This window comes from Streptomyces sp. NPDC039465, from assembly GCF_055639315.1.
Genome location: NZ_JBVKAP010000002.1, coordinates 628,369 through 651,544, shown reverse-complemented (window position 1 = coordinate 651,544; position 23,176 = coordinate 628,369). Strand labels below are relative to the sequence as shown.

General features: G+C 73.3%; 21 protein-coding genes and 2 pseudogenes. 15 read left to right on the top strand and 8 right to left on the bottom strand.

Annotated features, from left to right (window positions below; all coding sequences use genetic code 11):
- The first annotated feature begins 84 nt into the window (after positions 1-84).
- From ACZ7LT_RS09180 to ACZ7LT_RS09165, 4 genes and pseudogenes are all read left to right on the top strand, one after another.
- A complete protein-coding gene (locus tag ACZ7LT_RS09180) occupies positions 85-600 on the top strand; it encodes a hypothetical protein (RefSeq protein ID WP_471235350.1) in 516 nt (171 codons plus the stop codon).
- A 226-nt stretch (positions 601-826) separates the two neighbouring features.
- Positions 827-1,822 carry a helix-turn-helix transcriptional regulator gene (locus ACZ7LT_RS09175; protein WP_471235349.1) on the top strand — a complete coding sequence of 332 codons (996 nt, stop codon included), beginning with the start codon at positions 827-829 and terminating at the stop codon, positions 1,820-1,822.
- Between the two features lie 179 nt (positions 1,823-2,001).
- Positions 2,002-2,946 (top strand): annotated as a pseudogene (locus tag ACZ7LT_RS09170) (alpha/beta hydrolase); the annotation flags it as partial.
- Positions 2,943-3,650, top strand: coding sequence for a DUF1579 family protein (locus ACZ7LT_RS09165; protein ID WP_471235348.1), 708 nt, complete (start codon positions 2,943-2,945; stop codon positions 3,648-3,650). The pseudogene ACZ7LT_RS09170 and the gene ACZ7LT_RS09165, both read left to right, overlap by 4 nt.
- Positions 3,651-3,774: 124 nt before the next feature.
- Here the strand turns inward: ACZ7LT_RS09165 and ACZ7LT_RS09160 are convergent, their stop codons facing one another.
- Positions 3,775-4,347, bottom strand: coding sequence for a TetR/AcrR family transcriptional regulator (locus ACZ7LT_RS09160; RefSeq protein WP_471235347.1), 573 nt, complete (start codon positions 4,345-4,347; stop codon positions 3,775-3,777).
- Positions 4,348-4,461: 114 nt separating this feature from the next.
- Between ACZ7LT_RS09160 and ACZ7LT_RS09155 the strand changes: the two genes are divergently transcribed.
- The 4 genes from ACZ7LT_RS09155 (at position 4,462) to ACZ7LT_RS09140 (ending at position 7,545) form a co-directional block, all read left to right on the top strand.
- A complete protein-coding gene (locus ACZ7LT_RS09155) occupies positions 4,462-5,616 on the top strand; it encodes an FAD-dependent oxidoreductase (RefSeq protein ID WP_471235346.1) in 1,155 nt (384 codons plus the stop codon).
- A gap of 109 nt (positions 5,617-5,725) precedes the next feature.
- Entirely contained in the window at positions 5,726-6,613 is an 888-nt protein-coding gene (locus tag ACZ7LT_RS09150; protein ID WP_471235345.1) for an alpha/beta fold hydrolase, read from the top strand.
- A 112-nt stretch (positions 6,614-6,725) separates the two neighbouring features.
- Positions 6,726-7,061 (top strand): hypothetical protein, encoded by a 336-nt coding sequence (locus tag ACZ7LT_RS09145; RefSeq protein ID WP_471235344.1) that lies wholly within the window; start codon positions 6,726-6,728, stop codon positions 7,059-7,061.
- A 205-nt stretch (positions 7,062-7,266) separates the two neighbouring features.
- Complete coding sequence (locus ACZ7LT_RS09140; RefSeq protein WP_471235343.1) at positions 7,267-7,545, top strand: SH3 domain-containing protein; 279 nt, start codon at positions 7,267-7,269, stop codon at positions 7,543-7,545.
- Between the two features lie 75 nt (positions 7,546-7,620).
- Here ACZ7LT_RS09140 and ACZ7LT_RS09135 read toward each other — a convergent pair whose 3' ends face one another.
- Entirely contained in the window at positions 7,621-8,427 is an 807-nt protein-coding gene (locus tag ACZ7LT_RS09135; protein WP_471235342.1) for a hypothetical protein, read from the bottom strand.
- A 174-nt stretch (positions 8,428-8,601) separates the two neighbouring features.
- On the opposite strand from ACZ7LT_RS09135, the gene ACZ7LT_RS09130 reads away from it, so the two are divergent.
- Together ACZ7LT_RS09130 and ACZ7LT_RS09125 are read left to right on the top strand one after the other, a co-directional pair.
- Positions 8,602-8,958, top strand: a complete 357-nt coding sequence (locus tag ACZ7LT_RS09130) for a cytochrome P450 (RefSeq protein WP_471235341.1) — start codon at positions 8,602-8,604, stop codon at positions 8,956-8,958.
- Positions 8,942-8,986 (top strand): annotated as a pseudogene (locus ACZ7LT_RS09125) (hypothetical protein); the annotation flags it as partial. The gene ACZ7LT_RS09130 and the pseudogene ACZ7LT_RS09125, both read left to right, overlap by 17 nt.
- Positions 8,987-9,180: 194 nt before the next feature.
- Here the strand turns inward: ACZ7LT_RS09125 and ACZ7LT_RS09120 are convergent.
- Positions 9,181-9,999: a hypothetical protein gene (locus ACZ7LT_RS09120; RefSeq protein ID WP_471235627.1), complete on the bottom strand. Its 819-nt coding sequence runs from the start codon at positions 9,997-9,999 to the stop codon at positions 9,181-9,183.
- 258 nt (positions 10,000-10,257) lie between these two features.
- Between ACZ7LT_RS09120 and ACZ7LT_RS09115 the strand changes: the two genes are divergently transcribed.
- From ACZ7LT_RS09115 to ACZ7LT_RS09100, 4 genes are all read left to right on the top strand, one after another.
- Entirely contained in the window at positions 10,258-11,406 is a 1,149-nt protein-coding gene (locus ACZ7LT_RS09115) for a PP2C family protein-serine/threonine phosphatase (RefSeq protein WP_471235340.1), read from the top strand.
- Between the two features lie 99 nt (positions 11,407-11,505).
- A complete protein-coding gene (locus ACZ7LT_RS09110) occupies positions 11,506-13,578 on the top strand; it encodes a SpoIIE family protein phosphatase (RefSeq protein ID WP_471235339.1) in 2,073 nt (690 codons plus the stop codon).
- A 101-nt stretch (positions 13,579-13,679) separates the two neighbouring features.
- Complete coding sequence (locus ACZ7LT_RS09105; protein WP_471235338.1) at positions 13,680-14,246, top strand: PadR family transcriptional regulator; 567 nt, start codon at positions 13,680-13,682, stop codon at positions 14,244-14,246.
- Positions 14,247-14,285: 39 nt separating this feature from the next.
- Positions 14,286-16,007 carry an acyl-CoA dehydrogenase family protein gene (locus ACZ7LT_RS09100; protein ID WP_471235337.1) on the top strand — a complete coding sequence of 574 codons (1,722 nt, stop codon included), beginning with the start codon at positions 14,286-14,288 and terminating at the stop codon, positions 16,005-16,007.
- An 85-nt stretch (positions 16,008-16,092) separates the two neighbouring features.
- Here ACZ7LT_RS09100 and ACZ7LT_RS09095 read toward each other — a convergent pair whose 3' ends face one another.
- Positions 16,093-17,694: an extracellular catalytic domain type 2 short-chain-length polyhydroxyalkanoate depolymerase gene (locus ACZ7LT_RS09095; RefSeq protein ID WP_471235336.1), complete on the bottom strand. Its 1,602-nt coding sequence runs from the start codon at positions 17,692-17,694 to the stop codon at positions 16,093-16,095.
- A gap of 262 nt (positions 17,695-17,956) precedes the next feature.
- Between ACZ7LT_RS09095 and ACZ7LT_RS09090 the strand changes: the two genes are divergently transcribed.
- A complete protein-coding gene (locus ACZ7LT_RS09090) occupies positions 17,957-19,900 on the top strand; it encodes a flavin monoamine oxidase family protein (RefSeq protein ID WP_471235335.1) in 1,944 nt (647 codons plus the stop codon).
- 21 nt (positions 19,901-19,921) lie between these two features.
- Here the strand turns inward: ACZ7LT_RS09090 and ACZ7LT_RS09085 are convergent, their stop codons facing one another.
- Genes ACZ7LT_RS09085 through ACZ7LT_RS09070 form a run of 4 tightly spaced genes read right to left on the bottom strand, consistent with a single transcriptional unit; the run spans position 19,922 to position 23,174 of the window.
- Positions 19,922-20,311: a PaaI family thioesterase gene (locus ACZ7LT_RS09085; protein ID WP_471235615.1), complete on the bottom strand. Its 390-nt coding sequence runs from the start codon at positions 20,309-20,311 to the stop codon at positions 19,922-19,924.
- Positions 20,312-20,365: 54 nt separating this feature from the next.
- The gene (locus ACZ7LT_RS09080) at positions 20,366-21,127 is read right to left on the bottom strand and encodes a 4'-phosphopantetheinyl transferase family protein (RefSeq protein WP_471235334.1); all 762 of its coding nucleotides are present in this window, start codon (positions 21,125-21,127) and stop codon (positions 20,366-20,368) included.
- Positions 21,124-21,882 carry a beta-ketoacyl synthase N-terminal-like domain-containing protein gene (locus ACZ7LT_RS09075; RefSeq protein ID WP_471235333.1) on the bottom strand — a complete coding sequence of 253 codons (759 nt, stop codon included), beginning with the start codon at positions 21,880-21,882 and terminating at the stop codon, positions 21,124-21,126. Before ACZ7LT_RS09075 ends, ACZ7LT_RS09080 begins: the two co-directional genes overlap by 4 nt.
- Positions 21,879-23,174 (bottom strand): beta-ketoacyl-[acyl-carrier-protein] synthase family protein, encoded by a 1,296-nt coding sequence (locus tag ACZ7LT_RS09070; RefSeq protein WP_471235332.1) that lies wholly within the window; start codon positions 23,172-23,174, stop codon positions 21,879-21,881. The genes ACZ7LT_RS09075 and ACZ7LT_RS09070 overlap by 4 nt, the downstream gene beginning before the upstream one ends.
- Positions 23,175-23,176 lie beyond the last annotated feature (2 nt).

Here is a 23,176-nt window from a genome sequence, read left to right as displayed (position 1 = left end):
GGCATTCAGCCACGCCTCAGCCCCGCCGCCCACAATGAGCCACCGTCGGTCATGAAACGGGGCCGCGAACAGGGAGAGGGATCCATGAACAGTGTCCGTAAGCGTGCGGGTCTCGCCGCGGGAGCGGCGGCTCTGGCCGGCGTCGGCCTGGTCTTTCCGGCCGTGGCCTTCGCCGAGGACTCCGAACGAGCCCCCGCCGCCCGGCAGGAGACGCGGCCGGAGCCCGGCAAGGCGGCCGAAGAGCGGGAGAAGCGGCAGAAGGCGCTGGCCGAGGCGCTCGCCAAGGATCTCGGTGTGCCCGTGGAGAAGGTGAGCGCCTCCCTGGAGAAGTTCCGGGCCGCGCAACGCGAGGAACGGCGCGAGGAGCGGGCCGAGATCCGCGAGAAGCACCGGAAGGAAGGGAAGGAAGGGAAGGTCTGGAAGGACCGCGAGGGCAAGCGGCCGGACGAGGCCACGCTGCGGCAGAAGCTCGCCAGCCGGCTCGACCAGGCGGTCAAGGAGGGCAAGCTCACCCGGGAGCAGGCGGACGCGATCCTGGCGGCCGCCAAGGCCGGTGTGCTGACGGGCCCGTTCGGCGGGCACCGCCCCCAGAGCAGCTGACAGATGACGATTGGCAGACGACGACTGACAGATGACGACTGACAGTCGACAGCTTTTGACGGACGACTGACAGCTGACGGCTGACAATCAACGGTCGGCAGGTGAGCCGGAGGCGGCGCCCGTCCGCCGCCTCGCGGCCCGCGCACGTCCCATCCCTCGGAACTCGCTGTCATCCATGGGCAATTGAGATGGATGATCGAGCGTCGCGCAATCCAGGGGGGATGACATGTGCCTGTCCGGACAGAAACCCTTGCCCGCCGGCTTCGAGGGCTCCCTCGGCCCCGCGGACCTGTGCCCGGAGGGAATCGAGGTCTACCGCACCGCCCTCGGCCGGGGCAGCGTGCCCGGCCCCGTACCGTCGTGCCTGACCGCGACCGGGCTGCTCCGCCCCGGCCCCGACGGCTCGGCCGACTTCGTGCCCGTACCACCGGACATCGCCGCGCACGGACTGTCCCGGCCCGTCGAACAGGCCCTGGCCAACGGGCGCTTGCAGTTGCTGGCCATCAGGCGGACCATCGCCCAGGCCGAGGCCGTCTACCGGGAGGAGGGCCGGCGGGGCGGCTCCCCGATCCGGCTGCTACGCGGAGCCGCCGTCATCAGCGCCACCCTCCGCACGCTCAGTGCCACCTGCCGGCACGAACTGCAGGCGGCCCAGCCTGGCGGCCCCCGCCCGCAGGACATCCTCGACGAGACCCTAGCGCCGCTCCTGGCCCTGCTGCGCCGGGGCGTACAGCACCGCACGCTGTACCAGCACACGGTCCGCACCCACCCCTCGATGCTGGAGTACATGGCGGCCGCCCACAGCGCCGGGGGGCAGTTCCGCACGCTGGACGCGCTCTTCGACCGGTTGATCGTCTACGACCGGTCCGTGGCGCTCATCCCCGACGACCGGTACGACAAGCCCGAACACGCCCTGCTCATCGAACACACCGGGGTCGCGCGGTTCCTCGCCGGTGTCTTCGACCACGCGTGGGAGAGCGCCCAGCCGGTCGATCTCGACGCGCCGCACGCCAGGCCCGCGCCGCTGACGGACGAGAAGCGGCGCACCGTCCTGCGCCTGATGGTCCAGGGGTACACGGACGCGGCCATCGCGGCGCGGCTGGGAATGAGCCCCCGGACCGTGGCGGCGCACATCAAGCGGGCCTCCGACGAGCTGGGCAGCCGCAGCCGGGCCAATCTGGCGTACCTGCTGGCGACCGGCGGCCACCTCCACGAGGGGTGAGGGCGACCATGCGTCCATCGGTCCGCCTAGGTCCCCATTGCCCGCATCTGGTCCCGTGTGACACGAGATCCACCCCCTGCGGTTTCCTGCACTGCGCATTCCCCCCGCCCGTCAACCCGCCGGTAGCGGCCGGCCGCGGTCCATGATCGCCGGGTGCCGTCCTCCAGGCGGCACGCGATGCGAACAGGAGGACCGTGGTGCACCACGAAAAGGTCACTTTCTCCGCCGACTCGGCGGAACTGACGGGCAATCTGTGGCTTCCGGACACGGCCGAGGCGGCGTCGGGGACGCTGCCGCCGGCCGTGGTCGTGGCCGGCACCTGGACCAGCGTGAAGGAGATGATGGCCGACCGCTACGCGCGGCGCCTGGCGGATCGGGGGGTGGCGGCGCTCTCCTTCGACTTCACGGGCTTCGGGGAGTCCGGCGGCGAGCCGCGTGACGTCGAGTCACCGGCCCGCAAGATCGAGGACATCCGCGCGGCCGTGACGTTCCTGTCGGGTCGCCCGGACGTGGACGGCGAGCGCATCGGGGCGCTCGGCATCTGCGCGGCGGCGATGTACATGTCCGCCGCGGTGGCCGCCGACGACCGGATTGGGGCCCTCGCGCTCGTGGCCCCCTGGCTGCACGACCCGGCCATCTGCGAGGAGGCGTACGGCGGCGCGGCCGAGGTCGTCACCCGGATCGAGGCGGCCCGGGCAGCCCGCGCCCGCTACGACGCCGGTGGCGAGGTGGAGTACGTGCCGGTGGTCAGCGGGACCGACAGCCGGGCGGCGATGCCCTACGCGATCGACTTCTACCTCGACCCTCAGCGGGGCGCCGTGCCCGCCTGGCCGAACCGGTTCGCCGTCATGGCGTGGGAGGAGTGGCTGACCTTCGACTCCCTCGCCCGCGCGCCGCACGTCCGCGTCCCCACCCTGCTGGTGCACAGCGAGGACGCGGCCATCCCGCAGGGCGCGCGCCGCTTCCACGCGGCCCTGGGCGGCCCCGCCGACTTCTGGTGGACGACGGGCACGCAGTTCGACTTCTACGACCAGGAGCCGCAGGTGACTTTCGCGACGGACGCCGCCGTGGCCCACTTCGACCGCCACCTCGCCGGCGCCGGGCAGCAGGGAGGTGCGGCGTGAACCGGACAAAGGAAGCGTCACGGGCCACGACGGCCCGGCGGCGGGCGGCGCTGCTGGCCGCGGCGCTCGGCCTCGTGCTGGTTCCGGCCGCGGCGGGCGGGCCGAGCGCGCAGGCGACACCCGGTACCGCCCCGCGGCCCGTCACGGCCGCCCCAGCCGTCCCGGCCGCCGATGCCACACCGGACGCGGCCGACCCGCTGGCCCCCGGCCCCCAGCACCGCAGGCTCGACCCGCTGGTCGGCACCTGGCGCGCCACGAAGTACAACTGGGTCCTGGGCACCGGCGGTGAGCCCCTGGTCTCCCGTGACATGGTCGTCAAGGTGCGGTGGATCGAGCGGACGGGCGGGCGTTTCCTCACGGAGGAGACCCGTGGCACGCTCGGCGGCCGGCCGTACTTCCGGCTGGGCGTGCTGGGTTACTCGAACATCGACCGCCGCTACGAATGGACCACGTTCGACAGCGTCACCCCGACCACGATGACGTACCGGGGCACGCCCGACCCGGCGCCGGGCGAGGAGATCTCGATCCCGGGTGAGTTCACCGACCCGGGGGTGCTGGGCCCGGAGTACAAGGGCAAGACGATTCCCATGCGGACGGTCATCCGGATCAGCTCCGACCGCCGCCACACGGTGGATCTGTACTTCACGCCGCCGGGCCAGTCCGAGCGGCTCGTCGACCGGGTCGTGTACGAGAAGAGGCGATGACGGCGACCTGGGAGGAGGGCGCCCGGGTCTGACCCGCCGATCCGCAGGTCGCCGTGGCACGTCCCGTCGTACGGGTCGGGCCACGGCGACCTCGTACGTTCTGAGCCCCGGGCCTGCGTGCCCCTCAAACCCCTCTCAGTGTCGCGGCGATCGCCGGGGCGAGGGTCGCCTCGATCTCGGCCGGGGTGAGGGCGGTCACCGCCGGGAGGCGGAGCAGATAGCGGGACAGGCCGAGGCCCAGGAGCTGCGCGGCGACCAGTCCGGCGCAGCGCCCCGCGCGCTCGGGCCCCAGGGCGGCCGCGAGGGCCGGGGCGACCTGGGACGCGAAGATCTCGTGCGTGCGGGACGCCGCGTGGTCGTTGGTGACCGCCGAACGCAGCAGGACGAGCAGCGCGTCGTCGGCCGGATCGCCCTCCCAGCGGCGGAGGAAGTGGCGTACCAGCGTCGCGGCCAGGTCGTCGGCCGGTACGGCGCTCAAATCCGGCAGCCGCAGGTCGATGGCGAGCGCGGCGTCGAAGAGCTGCGCCTTGTTGCCGAAGTAGCGCATGACCATCGACGGGTCGATCCGCGCGTCCGCCGCGACGCCGCGGATGGTGGTGCGCTCGTATCCCTGCGCGGCGAAGCGTTCGCGCGCCGCGCGGAGGATCGCCGCACGGGTGCGGTCGGAGCGCCGTTCGGTCTCTACTGCCTGATCCATGCCAACAAATGTAGGCCAACACCTGTTGACTTCTCCAGGGGATCGGAGCACCATCAAGTCAACAAGCGTTGGCCAACAACCGTTGGCACCCGGGACCGAGCCAGGAGCATCGACATGACCGCACTCCCCGCCCGCACCCTCCCCGCCCGCACCGAAGTCGCCGTCGTCGGCGCCGGTCCGACCGGACTCGCCCTCGCCGTGACCCTCGCCGCCGCGGGGGTGGACTTCGTCCTCCTCGACCGGCTCGCCGAGCGCCACGCCACCTCGCGGGCCGCCGTCGTCCACGCCCGGACCCTGGAGGTCCTGGACGAGATGGACGCCACCGGCGCCCTCTCCGCCGAGCTCGTCGGCCGCGGCCTGCGCCTCGACCGGTTCACCGCCCGCGACGGCTCCCGCCGACTGCTCGGCGTCTCCTTCGCCGGGCTGCCCACCCCGCACCCGTACGCGCTGATCGTCCCCCAGTACGAGACCGAAGACGTCCTCCTCGAACGCCTGCGGGCCCTCGGAGGGGCGGTCCACCGGCCGTACGAGGTCGCCTCCGCCGTCCAGGACGCCGACGGCGTGACTCTCACCATGACCACCGGGGAAACCCTGAAGGCGGCCTACGCCGTCGGCGCGGACGGCATGCACAGCGTGATCCGGGAGTCGGCGGGCATCGGCTTCGGCGGCCATGCGTACGACGCCTCCTTCGTCCTCGCCGACGTGACGATGGACTGGGCGCCGGGCCCCGCCGAGGTCTCGCTCACCTTGTCGCCGGCCGGTCTCGTCGTGGTCGCCCCCCTGCCCGGCGGCCACTACCGGGTCGTGACCACGGCGGCGCAGGCCCCGGCGGAGCCCGGACTCGACTTCGTCCAGCGCCTCCTCGACGAACGCGCACCCGGACAGGCCCGGGTCCACACCATCGGCTGGTCCTCGCGGTTCCGGGTGCACCACCGCGTCGCCGACCGCTACCGCCAGGGACGGATGCTGGTCGCGGGCGACGCCGCCCACGTCCACAGCCCGGCCGGCGGGCAGGGCATGAACACCGGCATCCAGGACGGCTACGCCCTCGGCCGCGCCTTCGCCGCCGGCCGGCTCGACACGTACGAGGCGCTCCGCCGTCCGGTCGCCCTGCGTGTGCTCGCCTTCACCGACCGGATGACCCGCGCGGCCACCACCCGCAACCCCGTCCTGCGGGTCCTGCGCAACGCCGGCATGTTCCTCATGGGCCGCGTCCCGGCCTTCCGTACCCGCCTCGCGACCGAGCTCGCCGAGCTCGACTACCGCTGACCCGGTACCCTCCGCCGAAAAAGATCTTGGAGGAGTTCGCGTGCCGGCGATGAGTTTCGATGCGGTCGGCGGTCTTCTCTGTGACAGCACGGCACTTGAGGAGACATAGATGACCCAGGTTCAGACGGAGACGCGCACGGTGGAGGCGCCCGGCGCCACGCTGACCTACGACATCCACCGCGGCCCGGCGGGCGCGGACACCGGTGAACCCGTCCTGCTGCTGGTCGGCTCGCCGATGGACGCCACCGGCTTCACCACACTGGCCTCGCACTTCACCGACCGGACCGTCGTCACCTACGACCCGCGGTGCGTGGGACGCAGCCCTCGGACGGACGGCGCGGCGGAGACGGCGCCCGAGGAGCACGCCGACGACCTGCGGCGGGTGATCGAGGCGCTGGGCGCGGGGCCGGTGGACGTGTTCGCCAGCAGCGGCGGGGCGATCAACGCGCTCGCTCTGGTGGCGCGGCACGGAGAGCTCGTACGGACCCTCGTCGCGCACGAGCCGCCCACGGCGCAGGTCCTCCCGGACCGGGAGGAGGCGCTCGCGGCCTGTGCGGACATCCACACGACGTACCTGCGCGAAGGCATGGGCCCCGCGATGGCGAAGTTCATCGCGCTGACGAGCCACAAGGGGCCCTTCCCGGCCAACTGGGCCGACCAGCCCGCCCCTTCGCCCGCGAACTTCGGCCTGCCGACGGAGGACGACGGCTCGCGCGACGACCCGCTGCTGGGGCAGAACATGCGCGGCTGCACCTCCTACCGGCCCGACTTCGCCGCCCTGCGCGCCGCGTCGACGCGTGTGGTCATCGCGGCGGGCGTGGAGTCCGAAGGGGAATTCTCCGCCCGCGCCGCGGCGGAGATCGCGGCCCAGCTCGGCACGGAGCTGACCATGTTCCCCAGCCACCACGGCGGCTTCCTGGGCGGCGAGTACGGCCAGCACGGCGCCCCGGTGGAGTTCGCGAAGGCCCTGCGCGAGGCGCTGGGGGCGGGCCGCTGACGGTCGCGGCCCGCTTCCGCTCCTCGGGGCCCGGGTATACCGATCGGGACCGTGGGATACGGGGGAGGGGCCTGAGGTGGGGCGAAGTGGCGGGGGAAACCGGGCGGGGTGCGTGGTTCTGGCGGTGGTGTTCCTGCCGTTCGGGCTCGGCCTGCTCTATGTGCTGGCGATGATCGTCTGGCGGGTGGGCGGGGCCCTGTGGCGTACGGGCATCCCCCTGCTCGTCGCGGGCGACCCGGCGGCCTGGACGGTCGTCGGGGTCGCCAGCCCCGTGGTCGGGGTGCTCGTCTTCATCGTCTGGCACGCGGGCCGGGACGGCCCCAGCCCCCGCCCGGGCCGCAAGGTCCACCAGGGCGAGGACTGGTACTGGGTTCCGGAGCGCCAGGACGTGCCCCGTACCCGCCCCGGCTCCCGCTCCGCCACGGACCGGGACGAGCCGTCGCCGTGACCCCGTCTCCGTCACCCCGTCCCTGTGACAGGTGGCGGGGGATACCGGGCGGGGTCCCGTACCGCCGCCTGGGCGGCACCATCGGAATGACTTCTCCGGCCCACCTCGCGCCGCCCCCGCTCGCCTCCGGCCCGGCGGCCGGAGCCGGGCCTACCCTCCGAAACAGCCCGCCCGGAGACCCGGGCGCCACCTGAAGGAGGATGAGATGCCCAGTCCGCCGCAGCCGTTCGGCACGGTCGTCAGCAACATCGGCGTCAACATCAGGAAGTTCCCGAGCACGGACTCCGCCGTCATCGGGAGGATCAACCACGGCGTCGAGGTCGGCCTGCACAGCAAGGTGCACGCGCAGAACATCGACGGCAACGACATCTGGTACCGGCTGAGGGACCAGCTCGCATGGGTGGCGGCCCGGCACGTCAAGAACACCGGGAACGTCCCGCTGTCCATTGACGTCGACGGCGGTGGCGGCGGGGGCGGCGGCTGACCTCCGCCCACCCGCGACGGCCGGTGACGGCCGACGGGGGCAGCCTCGCGGCTGCCCCCGGATTCTCCCCGCGCCTCAGCCTCCCGTGGGCAGCTTCCAGGTGCCGCTCTCGTGGCCGTCGGTCGGCGCGAAGGAGATGTCGAGGTACGGCGACGAGGCGAGCGGCGCCACGGCGGTGACGCAGGTGACGCTCCGGCCGGGCGGAACCACCTCCGGGCAGACACCGAGCCGGCCGTCCTTGCGGCGCGCCGCCTCGGTGCGCGCCTCGATGAACGCGCCGAGCACGATCTGCTCCTGGTCGCCGACCGAGAGATCGGCGTGCCGCAGCCCGAACGGCTTGCCCGTCGTGTTGGTGACCGTGACCGTCACGCGGTGCGCCCGCTCGCCGCGCAACAGGTGCGACGGATCCTCGGGGCGCGGAGTGAACGGCTCCGGCGCGGCCACGCCGACCTCGATGCCGTCCGCGTAGACCACCGTGCCCGGCCGGGTCGCCGGCTTCCACGGATGCCCGTCGTCACCGGTGATTTCGATCTTCGCCGGTGGCGTGTACGAGGGGGTGTCGCCGTTGTCGAACGCCGTGTCCAGCATCCACAGGACCCAGCACACCAGGCCGACGGTGGTCACGGCCGCCACAGCCCCCAGGGCGATGCCGGTACGCGCCCCGCGGGCGTCGACGAGGTCGCCGCGTTCCGCGCGGTGCAGCGCCCAGAGGCCGCGGACGACGGCCCAGAGGCCGAGCGGCAGGGACACCAGCACGACGGGCGGGAAGAGCCAGACCGTCACGAGGAGCGCGCACGCGACGATGCCCCACAGCCGGGCATCCCTGCCGGGTCGGTCCACCGCCGGGGCGTGTTCGGGCTCGGTCGCAAGATCGTCGTTCATGCCCCCGACGCTAACCGCCGCCTCCGGCCGGCACGTCGGCGGCCGTACTCAGAAGCCCTGAGTAGCTGTGCCCGTTCCCGCCGCCCTCCCCGGCGGAACGTATCCGCAGCGTCACCGTGCGCTACGCTCGAAGGTCCGGCACGACCCCCGGAACTCCCGTCAGGAGCACCCGCTGTGGCCACGGAAGCCCCCGTCCCCGCCCCGGAACTCTCCCCGGCCGTTGTCCGGCAATGGCGCTCCGCCGACGAGCCGTTGATCGAGCGGCTCACCCGGGCCCACGCCGTCGGCCCGGTCTGCGTGCTCCGGCTCGGTACGACCACTGCCGCCCTGCTCACCGACCCGCAGGGCGTCCAGCACGTGCTCGCCCGGCACCCCGACCGGTACGTCAAACGCTCCCACCGGCTGCGTGCCCTGCTCGGCGACGGAATCGTGTGCGCCGACGGCGAGCCGTGGAAGGGCCAGCGCCGTTTCCTGCAACGGCACTTCACCGGGCGTCACCCACCGCGACCCGAGCATCTGGCCGGAGCCTGAGGCGTTCCGCCCCGGGCGCTTCCTCACCGGCGAGGACCGCCCCACCCGGCCCGGCGCGTACTACCCCTTCGGTCTCGGCCCACCGCGCGTGCCTGGGCGCGCAGTTCGCCCTGCGGGAGTCGACCGCGCTGCTCGAACACCTGCTGCCGGCCTACGTCCCCACGCTCCACGGCGCCCGGGCCGAGGCGACCTTCGCCGTCACCATCAACCCTGTCGGCCCCGTCACCACCACCCTCGCTCGGGACCCCGCGGCCTGACCGGGCCGGCCGGGTCCTGGAAGCGTGCCTCGGCGACCCGTACCTCCACGGTGTACCGGCCGCCCGCCCCGCCGTCCGTACCGGGCGGCACGACCCGGATCCCGGCCGCCGGCACCCCCCGCCCCTGCGGGGCGCCGTCCGGGCCCGGAGCGTCGGTACCGGCCGGCAGCCGCCGGTCCGGCTGCACGGTGGGCACATGGCCGCCCGGCAGCATGCCGCCGTCGGCCAGCAACGACGTGGCCACGATGAGGCCGCCGACCGCACCCACCCCGCACACCCCGGCGAGCTGACCCCGCCGTCCCAGCGGAGGCCGCCGCCTGCGGCCGGGCGCGCCCCGCCAGGCGCCCCACCCCCGCGGCGCCGCGGCCGTCACCCGTATCTCCTCCGGCCACGGGGGCGCCGGCACGCGCGCGTTACGGGCCCACAGGGGTTCCACCGGCACCGGCACCGGCACCGGCACCGGCACCGGCTCCGGCGACGAGGCGGGCGCCGAGGCGTCGCCCGCGTGCCACGCCACCTCCCGCCGGAAGAAGATCAGGTCCTCGAAGGTGCTCCTCGCCCGCGCACCGGGCGGGTCCGTATCCGTATCCGTATCCGCCTCGGGGTCGGCCTCCGGCGGTCGCCGTCCCTGCCCGTCGCGCAGGCCCCACGGATCGGTCCTGTACAGATCGGCGCGTGCGGCGTCCAGAGCGTCCAGCACCTTCTGGAACGACTCCCTGATCGACTCCACGGAGAGCGGCTCCGCGTCGGGAGTCCCCAGCGGGTCGTCGTGGTCACCGTGCACAGCGGTCCTCCTCGGCCGACAACATCCCGTGCCGTCCGGTCCCGGACGGCAGGGAGCTGCCTTGTGTTCGGCGGACGGTCGGCGGAACCGGCGCTTCACACGCCGTCCGTGACGATCCGGGAATGACTGCGGCCGCAGGGTTTGTCCTTCGCCCACCAGTACGGACCGCAGGCGCCTTTGACTCATTCGTGTGCGCGATTCGCCGGCCGCCGCGGGCCCTGTGCGGCGGCCGGTCGGCATCGGGTGTATCCAGGAGGCATGGGGCCTGGACGATCCCCCGGACGCCACCGCTGGTCGTGGAAGTCTCCCGGCGCACGGCTGGCCCTGCCGATCGCCCTGATCGTGATCGTCACCGTCGTCGACATCCTCGCCCCGCCCGAGGTCCACCTGGGGCCCTTCCTGGTCGCGGCGCCCGCCATCACCGCGTCGCTGGCCGGTCCCCGCACCACGGCCGCCATCGGGGCGCTCGCCGTGCTCGCCCAGGCGGTGGTCGCCGTGGTGCGCACCAGCCTCACCGACCTGAACCACACCCTCCAGATCAGCGCGCTGATCATCATCTCGGTCCTCGTCGCCTTCCTCGCCCGGGCGCGCGAGCGGCACGAGCAGCAGCTGACCCAGCTGCGGTCGGTGGCGCATGCCGCGCAGGAAGTGGTGCTGCGGCCGCTGCCGCAGCGGATCGGGTCCTGCCGACTGGCCTCGGTCTACCTGGCCGCGGAGGCGGAGGCGCGGATCGGCGGGGACCTGTACGCGGTGGCGCGTACGGCCGAGGGGAGCCGGTTCATCATCGGGGACGTACGGGGCAAGGGGCTGGAGGCCATCGGTGAGGCCGCCCAGCTCCTCGGAGCGTTCCGGGCCGCCGCCCACTGGAAACCCGAGCTGCCCAACCTGGTCGCCTATCTGGAGGCGACCGTCTCCTCCGACACGGACGGGCCCGGCGCGCTCGGCGGGGACGGCGAGGACGTCGGCGAGTCGTTCACCACCGCGGCCGTGCTCGATCTGCCGGACCGGGCCTCGTCCCTCCAGATGATCAACTGCGGCCATCCGCCGCCGCTGCTGCTGAGCGAGGGCCGGGTCCTCCCGCTGGAGATGCGCCGGCAGTCGCCGCCGCTGGGGCTCACGTCCTTCATGACCTCGGCTTTCGTCGCCGAGTCCTTCCCCTTCCGGCCGGGTGACATCCTGCTCCTCTACACGGACGGGGTCATCGAGGCCCGGGACGGGCACGGCATCTTCTACCCTCTCGCCGTGCGGCTCGCCGCCTGGTCCGGCGACGGCCCGGAGGCCCTCCTGCGGTACGTCTGCGCCGACCTGCTCCAGCACGCCGGGGGGCATCTGGGCGACGACGCCGCGCTCGTGGCCATCGAGCACGTGGCGGAACAGCGGCCCGCCCCGGCCGCGGCGCCGCCGTGATGTGCGAGGAGGCGGCGGCGGGCAGAATTGATCCCAGGACCGTCCGTCGTCGCGCGGACGGACGCTGCCACCGTGTGACTCGGTGGAAGGGGACACCAGGTGTCGTCGGATCGGCCGGGGGGCGAGAAGGGACCGGCTCCGCTGTGGTCCGAGCCGGGGCCGCTGCTGGGGCATGTGGCCGTGGCCGTGTTCGGCGTCGACGAGGACGACCGGATCTGCTACTGGGGCTCCGGCGCCCACACCCTCTTCGGTCACGGCGCCGCGGCCGTGCTGTCCCGGCCGGCCTCCATACTCTTCCCCACGCCGCCGCCCGGCGCCCCCGACGCGGCCCGATGGCTGGCTGCGCAGGGCCGGAGACTGGGCTACTGGCGCGGGAGGCTGCCGGTCCGCCGGCGCGACGGCACCGTCCTGGAGTGCGGTTTCCGGGTCTTCCCCCTCACGGGCCCGGCGGGCACCGTCGTGCTGGCCCTGGCGAGCCGGGGCGAGGACCTCGACCGGGTGAAGACAAACCTCGCCTTCCTCGACTCCCTCTTCGAGACCTGCCCCATCGGCCTGGTCATGCTCGACCCGGAGCTGCGCTACGTCCACCTCAACCAAGCCCTCGCCGACATGGACGGCGTCCCGATCGAGGACCATCTCGGGCGGCGTACCGACGACATCATGATCACGTCCGACGGCGGTGAGCACCAGCGCCTCCTTGAGCGGGTCGCCGCGGGCGGGCGGCCCGTCGTCAACGCCCTCCTGGGCCTGCGCACGCCGGGCCGCCCCGACCGCGACCAGGTACGGTCCGTGAGCTGGTTCCCGCTCAGCCAGGCCGGGGACACCCGGCCCGGGGTGGGCGGGCTGCTGGTGGACGTGACCGACCGGGAGCAGGCCATCGTCGAGGCGACCGCGGGCCGCCGGCGCCTCGCGCTGCTCGACCGGGCCTCCTCCCTCATCGGCACCACCCTCGACGTGCACGTCACCGCCCGGGAGCTGGTCGACGCCACCGTCCCGGACTTCTGCGACGGGGCCGTGGTGGAGGTCGTGGAGTGGATGGACGAACCGGAGGTCTTCCACCCGGAACTGCCGCTGGTCACCCGCCGGATCGCCGCCGGCACCGTCCTGCCGCCGCCCGCCCCCGAACTCGTCGGCGGCCTTGAGCGCGTGACCTACCCGCCGGGCTCCGCGATCCACGAGATGCTGCGCACAGGCCGCCCCGTCTGCGTCCCGGTCGACGCCGAGTTCATGACCCGCACGGTCGTCCACCAGGAACGCGCCCGGCTCCTCCTGGCCAGCGGCCTGACCAGCCTGCTCATCGCCCCGCTCATCGCCCGCAACACCGTCCAGGGCCTCACCATGTTCGGCCGGTCCGCCGCCAGGCCGCCCTTCACCGCACCCGACCTCAGCCTCGCCGGTGAGCTGGCCTCCCGCGCCGCGCTCTGCCTCGACAACGCGCGGCTCTACAGCAGGGTCCAGGACATCGCGCTCACCCTCCAGCGCGCTCTGCTCCCCACCGCCCTGGCGACCAGCCCCTTCGTGGAGGTCGCCCACCGCTACCTCCCCGGCAGCCACATCACCGAGGTCGGCGGCGACTGGTACGACGTGATCAACCTGCCCGGCGACCGGGTCGCCCTCGTCGTCGGCGACGTCATGGGGCACGGCGTCCCGGCGGCCGCGGCCATGGGCCGGCTGCGTATCACCGCCAAGGCCCTGGCCCGGCACAGGGAACCCGACGACCTGCTCACCGACCTCGACGTCTGCGCCCAGGAGGCCGGTATCGAGCTCGCGACCTGCCTCTACCTCCGCTACGACCCGACGACCGGCCGCGCCCGGATCGCCAACGCCGGACACCCTCCGCCCCTGGTCCGGCACCCGGACGGCACGGTCGAGACCGTCGAGGAGGTCCTCGGGGTGCCGCTCGGGGTCGGCGGCGTGCCGTTCCGTACGACCGAGACCGACCTCGCCGACGGCAGTGTCGTCGCCCTCTACACCGACGGCCTGATCGAAGCGCGCGGCCAGGACATCGAGGCGGGCATGGACGCCCTCCGTACGCAACTACGCGACGCCTCGGGGTCGTTGGAGGAGACCGCGGACCGCATCCTGGAGCGGCTGCTGCCCGAGGCGCCCACCGACGACACGGTGATCGTCCTCGCCAGGGTCCGCCGCGCTCGGGGCCCGGCGGCGGCCTGACGGTCCGCGCCGCCTGCCCTGCGCCCGGCTTCGCCGTGAGCCGTGTCTCACCCGGGCGGTGGCGCTTGTCTATGCAACGAGTTGCATAGAAGGATCGGGGTATGGCGCTCGAACACGCGATCCTCGTCTCCCTGCTGGAGAAGCCCGGCTCCGGCTATGAGCTGGCCCGGCGGTTCGAGCGGTCCATCGGATACTTCTGGACCGCCACCCACCAGCAGATCTACCGCGTCCTGCGCCGTATGGAGACCGACGGCTGGATCGACGTACGCGAGGTGCCGCAGCAGGACCGGCCGGACAAGAAGGAGTACTCCGTCGCCGCGCCCGGCCGCGCCGCCCTCTCCCGCTGGCTGCACGAGCCGATCGAGCTCGAAAGCGTCCGGCACGACCTCGCCGTCAAGATCCGGGGCGCGGCCTTCGACGACCCGGCCGCGCTGATCCACGAGGTCGAGCGGCACCACCAGGCCCACACCGAACGGCTCACCCGCTACCTCGCCGGTGAGCTGCGCGACTTCACCGGCCCCGAGGCGCCCCCCGCCACCGAGGTCCCCGACGCCGGGCGGGAGCTCCAGCACGTCGTGCTGCGCGGCGGCATCGCCTACGAAGGGATGACGCTCGCCTGGCTCGACGACGTCCTCGCCACCCTCCGCCGGCTCGCGTCCCAGCGCTGACCACCCTCACGAACCCACCTCCCGGAAAGGCGGACCACCATGGCCGACCCGTTGCTCTTCAACCCGCGCACCTACGACCCGCAGCACTTCGACGCCGAGACGCGCAGGCTGTTGCGCGCCACCGTCGACTGGTTCGAGGAGCGCGGCAAGCGCCGGCTCATCGAGGACTACCGCTCCCGCGCCTGGCTCGGCGACTTCCTCGCCTTCGCCGCCAAGGAAGGCCTGTTCGCGGCCTTCCTCACGCCGGCCGCCAACGCCGACGGGCACCCGGACAAGCGGTGGGACACCGCCCGGATCGCCGCCCTCAACGAGATCTTCGGCTTCTACGGGCTCGACTACTGGTACGCCTGGCAGGTCACCATCCTCGGCCTCGGCCCGGTCTGGCAGAGCGACAACGCCGCCGCCCGCGCCCGCGCGGCCGAGCTCCTCTCCGAGGGTGAGGTGTTCGCCTTCGGCCTGTCGGAGAAGGCGCACGGCGCCGACATCTACTCCACCGACATGCTGCTGGAGCCCGACGGCCAGGGCGGTTTCCGCGCGACCGGTTCCAAGTACTACATCGGCAACGGCAACGCCGCCGGGCTCGTCTCTGTCTTCGGCCGCCGCACCGACGTCGAGGGCCCCGACGGCTACGTCTTCTTCGCCGCCGACAGCCGCCACCCGGCGTACCACCTCGTCAAGAACGTCGTGGACTCGTCCAAGTACGTCAGCGAGTTCCGCCTCGAGAACTACCCCGTGGGCCCCGAGGACGTCCTGCACACCGGCCGCGCCGCCTTCGACGCCGCCCTCAACACCGTCAACGTCGGCAAGTTCAACCTCTGCACCGCCTCCATCGGCATCTGCGAGCACGCGATGTACGAGGCCGTCACCCACGCCCAGAACCGTATCCTCTACGGCCGCCCCGTCACCGCCTTCCCGCACGTGCGGCGCGAGCTGACCGACGCGTACGTCCGGCTCGTCGGCATGAAGCTGTTCAGCGACCGCGCCGTCGACTACTTCCGCACCGCCGGCCCCGACGACCGCCGTTACCTCCTCTTCAACCCGATGACGAAGATGAAGGTGACCACGGAGGGCGAGAAGGTCATCGACCTGATGTGGGACGTCATCGCCGCCAAGGGCTTCGAGAAGGACAACTACTTCGCCCAGGCCGCCGTCGAGATCCGCGGACTGCCCAAGCTGGAGGGCACCGTCCACGTCAACCTCGCGCTGATCCTCAAGTTCATGCGCAACCACCTGCTGAACCCGGCCGACTACGAGCCCGTACCGACCCGGCTCGACGCCGCCGACGACGCGTTCCTCTTCCGGCAGGGCCCCGCCCGCGGCCTCGGCTCCGTACGCTTCCACGACTGGCGCACCGCCTACGACGGCTACGCGCACGTGGCCAACGTCGCACGCTTCCGCGAGCAGGCGGACGCGCTGTGCGCGTTCGTCACCACCGCCGCCCCCGACGAGGAGCAGAGCCGCGACCTCGACCTGCTCCTCGCCGTCGGCCAGCTGTTCGCGCTCGTCGTCCACGGCCAGCTGATCCTGGAGCAGGCGCGGCTCACCGGCCTCGACGAGGACGTCCTCGACGAGCTGTTCGCCGTCCTCGTCCGCGACTTCTCGGCGCACGCCGTCGAGCTGCACGGCAAGGACTCCGCCACCGAGCAGCAGCAGGAGTGGGCGCTGGGCGCGGTGCGGCGCCCGGTCGTCGACGACGCCCGCTCGGCCCGGGTCTGGGAGCGCGTCGAGGCGCTCTCCGGCGCGTACGAGATGGCGCCGTAGCCAAAACGCCCTCGCGGACGGGCGGCGGCGAGGCCTGCCGGGTCTCGCCGCCGCCCCGCACGCGCGTCAGCCGCGCCACCGCGGGCTACTCGTATGCGACGGTCAGCGTCACCGGACTGTCCTTGTTCACGAACAGATACGCCGTCGAGGTCTGGTTCTCGGCGAAACGCAGTCGGAACTGCGTCGTCCCCAGGCGGTTGATCGCGGACAGTCCGGCCGGCGACAGATCGGTCGAGGACGCCGCGCCCGTGGTAAACGCCCCCACCTCGGCCGCGCCGGCCGCGGTCACGGGCGCGGAGAAGTCGGCCGGTTCGACGGCACAGCCGCCGAGGCAGCCGTGGTGGACGTCGACGAGCAGCCGGTTGTCCGTCGGACTCGCCCAGGGGGCGCCGGACCCGCTGCTCCTTGTCACGGTCAGATAGGCGCGGGTGATCTTCTTGTCCGCCGGGAGGGCCGAGGTGTCGAAGGACAGCACCGCCCGGTTGAACTTCCCGTCGGTGCCCCGCCCCAGGGCCAGGCCGTACGTGGCCTCCAGGGTGCCGACGGCCGCGGCGGACCCGTCACCGGAGGCCTTGACGTAGCCGTCCTCGGCGTCGGAGCTCCGCAGCGTCGCACCGCCCGGCGGCGGCGTGCCCCCGCCCCCTCCGAGCGCACGGACCATGTTCATGATGGTGTCGAGCTGCCGGCCGCCGTGCCGCGCGTACGAGGAGTCGCCCAGGTAACCCCACCAGTTCCAGCAACCGTTGGGGTTGTCCAGGGTGGCGGTCGCGACGGCCTGCGGATAGAGCACGATCAGCCGGTTGGTGTCGGCGTACTCGTTGAGATGCGCCTGATCGATGAACCGGGTGCCGAAGCCCTGGTAGGAATACCCCTGCTTGCAGCCGTGCAACGCCACGATCACACTGCACGCGGCGCCGTCCTCGCAGGCCGTCGGGGTGTAGACGAAGCCCTTGTCGTCCATCGAGATCGGCCGCGCGGCGCCGCCGGGCGCGTACGCGTTCTGGTCGAACTGGACCAGCCTGCCTCCCGGCGCGCTCGCGGGGGCCGCGACCGAGCCCAGCAGATGCCGCAGGAAGTCCCGCTGCGGATCGATGCCGCAGTTGTTCATCCACGGGCTCTGCGTGACGCCACAGGAGTTCGTCCCGAGCGGGCTGATCCAGGCGTGGCCCGCGGCGGTGGCCTGGTTGTGCAGGACGCGTGCGCCGAAGCGTCCGTAGTAGTCCCGCAGCGCCCCGACCACGGGACGCTCGACCGTCGAGTCGGCCGACCCGCTGAAGGTGTACACCGGGTCGCCGGACAGCCCCGCCACATCGTCGATCAGACCCCGCGCCGACCAGTCCCTCGTCGTCTGTTCGAGGTGGCTCAGCTGGAGGTCCTGGCTCACCTCCATACAGGCGTTGAGCGCCTTGTTCAGGTCGTTCTGCGCGCAGTGGTACGGCCCCGAGGCGAAGACGGCGGACCCGTCGAACGTCCCCGAGTGGGCGACATGGAGCTGGGTCGCCATGTAACCGCCGGAGGAGACTCCCGCGCTGAAGACCCGGTCGATCGGGTACGGCTTCAGCCCTCCCGCCACGGGTGTGGGAGAGGCCGCCGCCGCGGGCGCGGGCGCGGGCAGCGCCTGCCCGGCGGCCACGAGCAGCAGCAGGACGGCCAGCCGGCCGAACCGGGTGACGGGCGACGATCTCATCGATCCTCCTGGGGAAGTGCCGTGGGGTTTCCGGGAGGTTAGGCGGGGGCGACGGCGCGGCCTATGGGGCCCGCCGCCACAAAGCGGGCCGGGGGAGTGGCCGTACGACGGCTGGTGACTCAACCTCGGTAACAGACAAGCGGCTTCGGGCGTGCACCAGGTCAACCCGGTGATCCCGGCGGCCCACTCCATGGAGTGGTGTTCGCCCGCTCTACGCGCGTCCGGTGATCAAGGTCAACCACCGGGGCCCGAAGGTGACGTCGTGACCTTGGAACACACCTCCATCGAGCGGACCGCCGACTCTCCGGCCCGCCGCACCCTGCTCCTGTCCGCGGGCGCCGGTGCGCTCGCCGCCGCCGGAACCGGCGCCCTCGCCACCGGCACCGCCGCCGCGCCCGCCGCCGTACCGGCCGGCGCGCCCTCCGCCGACTGGGACACCTGCCTGTCGGTGGCCCGCGCCGTCCTCGTCAGGGACGACAACGACGAGCCGCTGGTGCCCCGTTACCGCGACATCCTCCTCGAATCGGGGCTGCCGCGGTCCGGCCGGCGCCCCAGGAAGGTGCTGGTCGTCGGCGCCGGACCGGCCGGCCTGACCGCCGCGCACCTGCTGCGCGAGGCCGGGCACCACGTCACCGTCATCGAGGCCAACGGCAACCGCGTCGGCGGCCGGATCAAGACCTTCCGGGCAGGCGGCCACGAGAAGGCGCGCGCCCCCTTCGCCGATCCGAAGCAGTACGCCGAGGCCGGGGCCATGCGCATCCCCGACACCCACCCCCTGGTGACCGGCCTCATCGACGGCCTCGGGCTGGAGCGCCGCCCCTTCCACCTGGTCGACGTGGACGCCGAAGCACGCCCCGCGTACCGCACCTGGCTCCTGGTCAACGGCATCCGCACGCGCCGCGCCGACTACGCCCGCGACCCGCGCGCCGTCAACCGCTCCTTCGCCGTCCCGGCCCGCTACGAGACCGTCCCCGCGGGCGAGATCCTGCGCACCGCCCTCGCGCCCGTACGCCGGGAGATCGACGGCAAGGAAGGCCGCGCGCTGGTCGAGGGCTGGGCGCGGGTGATCCAGCGCTACGGCCATATGTCGATGTACCGCTACCTCATGGACGAGGCCCGGCTCGACGAGCGCACGGTCGATCTGATCGGCACCGTCGAGAACCTCACCTCCCGCCTCCACCTCACCTTCCTGCACTCGTTCATCTCCACCGCGCTCATCAGCCCGGGCACCTCCTTCTTCGAGCTTCCGGGCGGCAGCGGCACCCTCGTCGACGCGATGTACGACCGGGTGAAGGACCTGGTCAGGCTGGACCGCCGGGCCACCCGCATCACCCAGGACCAGCGCAAGGGCACGGTCACGGTCGAGACGGTCTCCGAAGGCAAGAATGGCCGCCGGGTCGTCCGGGAGACCTTCACCGGTGACACCGCGATCGTCACCGTCCCCTTCTCCGGCCTGCGCCACATCCCCGTGACACCCGCGCTCTCCTACGGCAAGCGGCGGGCGGTGACCGAGCTCCACTACGACGCGGCCACCAAGGTGCTCCTCGAATTCAGCCGCCGCTGGTGGGAGTTCGACGAGGCGGACTGGAAGCGGGAGCTGGAGGCCGTACGCAAGGGCCTGTACGCCGACTACCGCTTCGGGCGGACACCCGGCGACGGCTCACTGCTCGGCGCCCACCCCTCCGTACCCCGCGGGCACGTCACCCCGGCGCAGCGGGCGCACTACGCGGCCTGCCGTCCGGACGGCCGCGACCAGCCGGAGGCCAGCCGGGTTGTCGGTGGCGGATCCGCCACCGACAACCCCAACCGCTTCATGTTCCAGCCGTCGCACCCCGTGCAGGGCGCCCGTGGCGGGGTGATGCTCGCCTCCTACAGCTGGTCGGACGACGCCCTCAAGTGGGACTCCTTCGACGACGCCGAGCGCTACCCCCGGGCGCTGGCCGGGCTCCAGGAGGTGTACGGGCAGCGCATCGAGGTGTTCTACACCGGTGTCGGCGCGACCCAGTCGTGGATGCGCGACCCGTACGCCTACGGCGAGGCGTCGGTCCTGCTGCCGGGCCAGCACACCGAACTCTTCCCGCACATCCAGCGCCCCGAGGGCCTGCTCCACTTCGCGGGCTGCCACACCTCGGTCAAGCCCGCCTGGATCGAAGGCGCCCTGGAGTCGGCGGTCCGCACGGCCCTGGAGGTCCATCTGGCCCCGTGAGCCCCGTCTTCGACGGCCGGCTCAGCGGCTGTTGATCATGCAGGTGAGCCTGGCCGAACAGGTCAGGTTCCCCCGCTCGTCACTGATCGCGATCTCGTACGTCGCCACCCGCGAGCCCCGGTGCAGCGGCGTGCAGACGCCCGTGACCAGGCCCGAGCGGGCCGGCCGGTGGTGGGTGCAGGACAGTTCCAGGCCCGCCACCGCCCCCTTCGGCGCCGCGTGCAGACTGGCTGCGACCGAGCCCAGCGTCTCGGCGAGCACGGCGTTGGCGCCGCCGTGCAGCCAGCCGAAGGGCTGCTGGTTGCCCTCCACGGGCATGGTGCCCACCAGGCGTTCCGGGTCCCACGAGACGATCTCGATGCCCATGCGGGAGGCCAGCTGCTTGTCGGCCAGGTGCGGCGGCACGGTCATCAGCCGGGGCGTCGTACCGCCGTCGGGCGCGGGGGTGGTGTCCATGGGTGCCTCCTAGGCGGCGGGGGTCTGGGCCGGTGATGGCGGCCAGGGAAGGGGCAGGGGGGTGTCGCCGGGGCCGAACCACGGCTCGTGGTGCGCGGGCAGCGCCAGGGCCGCCGCGCAGTGGGGGCCGGCGGGCAGATCGCGCACCGACCAGAGGGTGACGGGGCAGCCGTCCACGGCGTGCTCCACGACCGCCGAGGGGAGCCACGGCCTGGTCTCCAGCTGTCGCAGATCGGCCTCGATGCCGATCCCGCTCGCCTTGACGACGGCCTCCTTGCGGGTCCAGCAGCGCATGAACGCCCACTCGCGCGCGGCCGGTTCGAGCCCGGCCAGATGCTCCCGCTCGCTCGCGCTCAGCACCGCCGCGCCGAGGCCGGCCAGGTCGAGAGGGCGCAGCCGCTCGACGTCGACGCCGATCCGTACGCCGTCCGTCGCCGCGAACAGCCAGTACGGACCGGACCGGGACAGGCTCGACTCCCAGGACGTACGGGGGTGTTCGACGACCGGGCGGCCGTGACCGGGCCGTCCGCAGCCGGGGCAGGGCAGCCTGCCGAACCGGATCAGCTCCGGTGAGCCACGCAGCTGCGCCGCGAGGCAGCGGCGGGCGGCGGCGTGCGCGGCCGCGTACGCGCCACCCCGGTCCGGCTGCCGGAAGCGGCCGGACCGGGCCCGCTCCTCGGGGGTGAGCACGGCGAGGTCCCGCGGGGCGGGGCCGCCCGTGGCACGCCCCGCCCGCAGAAGGACCCGCTGCCGCGTCGCCCTGACGGTCATGGGGACTCGCCCGCGTGGTTCTCGGCGGCCACCACCAGCGGCGCGAGCCAGCCGAAGGCCTCGGCCCAGGCGCGCGGCACCGGCTGCCCGCGCAACGGCCGTTCGAGCACCGGCCGTTCGAGCACGGGCCCTTCGCCGCCGTTGGAGCGCCGCAGCAGCAGACCGACCGCGACGTCACCGGCGGGCAGCGCGTCCGGGCCGGGAGCCGGCCTCGACGACAGCGTGGTGTGCACCCAGTCGGCCCGCTCGTTCGGGGCGCATTCGACGCCCACGAGGAGGAGCTGGTCCACGTCGCCGGAGCCGAGGACGACCTCGGCCATGGCCAGGGCCTCGGCGGCGAGAGCGGTGGCGCCCGAGACACAGCTGACCGGCCCCGTGATCCCGTACACCTTCGCCACATGTCCGAGGACGGACGTGGTCACCGACTGGAAGAACAGCAGGGGGTTGTGCACCTGCCCGTCCATCACGCGCTGGGTGGACGTGTCGGTGGTCGTGGTGTCACCGAACAGCGTCGCCAGCACGATCCCGGTCCGCTCCCCGGCCGGTGAGTCCGGGGAGCCGGTGGCTGCGAAGGCCTCGGGCGCGCCGAGGCAGGAGGTGGCGACGGCGTGCACCAGCGGGCTGAAGCGGGAGCCGACGAACCCGCGGACCTTGGGCAGGCTCACCCCCGCGGCGCCGGGCAGGCCCTTGGCGGCCTCGCCCCACGGGGTGAGCACCGCCGCCGCGACCGGCGCGAGGGAATCGGTCGTCGTCATACGGTCGGCTCCTTGCGGTCGTTCGGCTCTCCGGCGTCGGCCGACGCGTCGCCGTCGGCCGGGTCCTTGCCGTCGGCCGGGTCCTTGCGGTCGGCCGGCCGGGCGCGCTCCAGGACCAGCGCCGCGTTGACCCCGCCGAAGGCCGCGTTGAGGGAGAGGGCGTACGTGACGGAGGCCGGGCGGGCGGTGTCGGGAATGTGGTCCAGGGCGCACGCCGGGTCGGGCTCCCGCATCCCGAGCGTGGGGGGCAGCAGCCCGTCCTGGAGCGCGAGCAGGGTGATCACCGCCTCCACCCCTCCGGTCGCCTCCAGCATGTGGCCGGTGCTGCCCTTGGTGGAGCTCACCGGCACCCGGCTCACGTGCTCCCCGAACACGGCGTGCAGCGCGGACGTCTCGGCCACGTCGCCCAGGGGCGTACCGGTACCGTGCGCATTCACGTAGCCGATTCGCTCCGGTGCGAGCGCCGCCCGCCGCAGCGCGGTGCGCGCGGCCGCGGCGAGCCCGGCGCCCTGCGGGTGGGGCTGGACGACGTGGTGGGCGTCCGAGGCCATGCCCCAGCCGGCGACCCGACCCAGGATCCGCGCCCCGCGCGCCTGGGCCAGGGCCGCCGACTCCAGGACGAGTACGGCAGCGCCGTCGCCCTGGAGGAGCCCGGAACGGTCCGCCGAGAACGGGCGTACCGCCGCCTCCTGGGTGAGCGCCTTGCCCGAGTCGAACCGTGCGAAGACGTCCTCGGTGACCATCGACGCGCCGCCGCACACCACGGTCGTCGCGGCGCCGCTGTGGATCAACTGGGCGGCGTGCGCAATGGCGTTGGTCGCGGCGACACAGGCGTTGACGAAGGCGAGCCGGGGCCCGCCGAGCCCGAGCTCCTCGGCGATCAGGTGCGGAATGCGGCCTGCCAGACTGTCGAGGCTCCGTACGGCGCCGGGGGCCCGGCCGGCCCGCCGGTCCGCCCAGAAGCGCCGCCCGGTGGAGTGGTCGCCGTTGGTGCCGAGCAGCACGGGCGCGTCGGCGGCGTCGGTGCCGGCCATCTCCAGGGCGGCCCTGGCGCAGGCGAGCAGCACCTCGCTCTGCCCCGGCGTGCTGCCGGGGCCCACCGGCACGCCGGGGATCCCGGGGCCGTCGCCGGTGTACTCGGCCGCGTACGTCGCGTGGAAGGGCGCGGTGTCGAAGCGGGTGACCGGACGGAACGCGCTCCGGCCCGCGAACACCCCCTCCCGCAGGGCCCGCGCGCCGAATCCGAACCCGGTGAAGACGCCGTAGCCGGTGATCGCTACTTCCTGGGCCATGG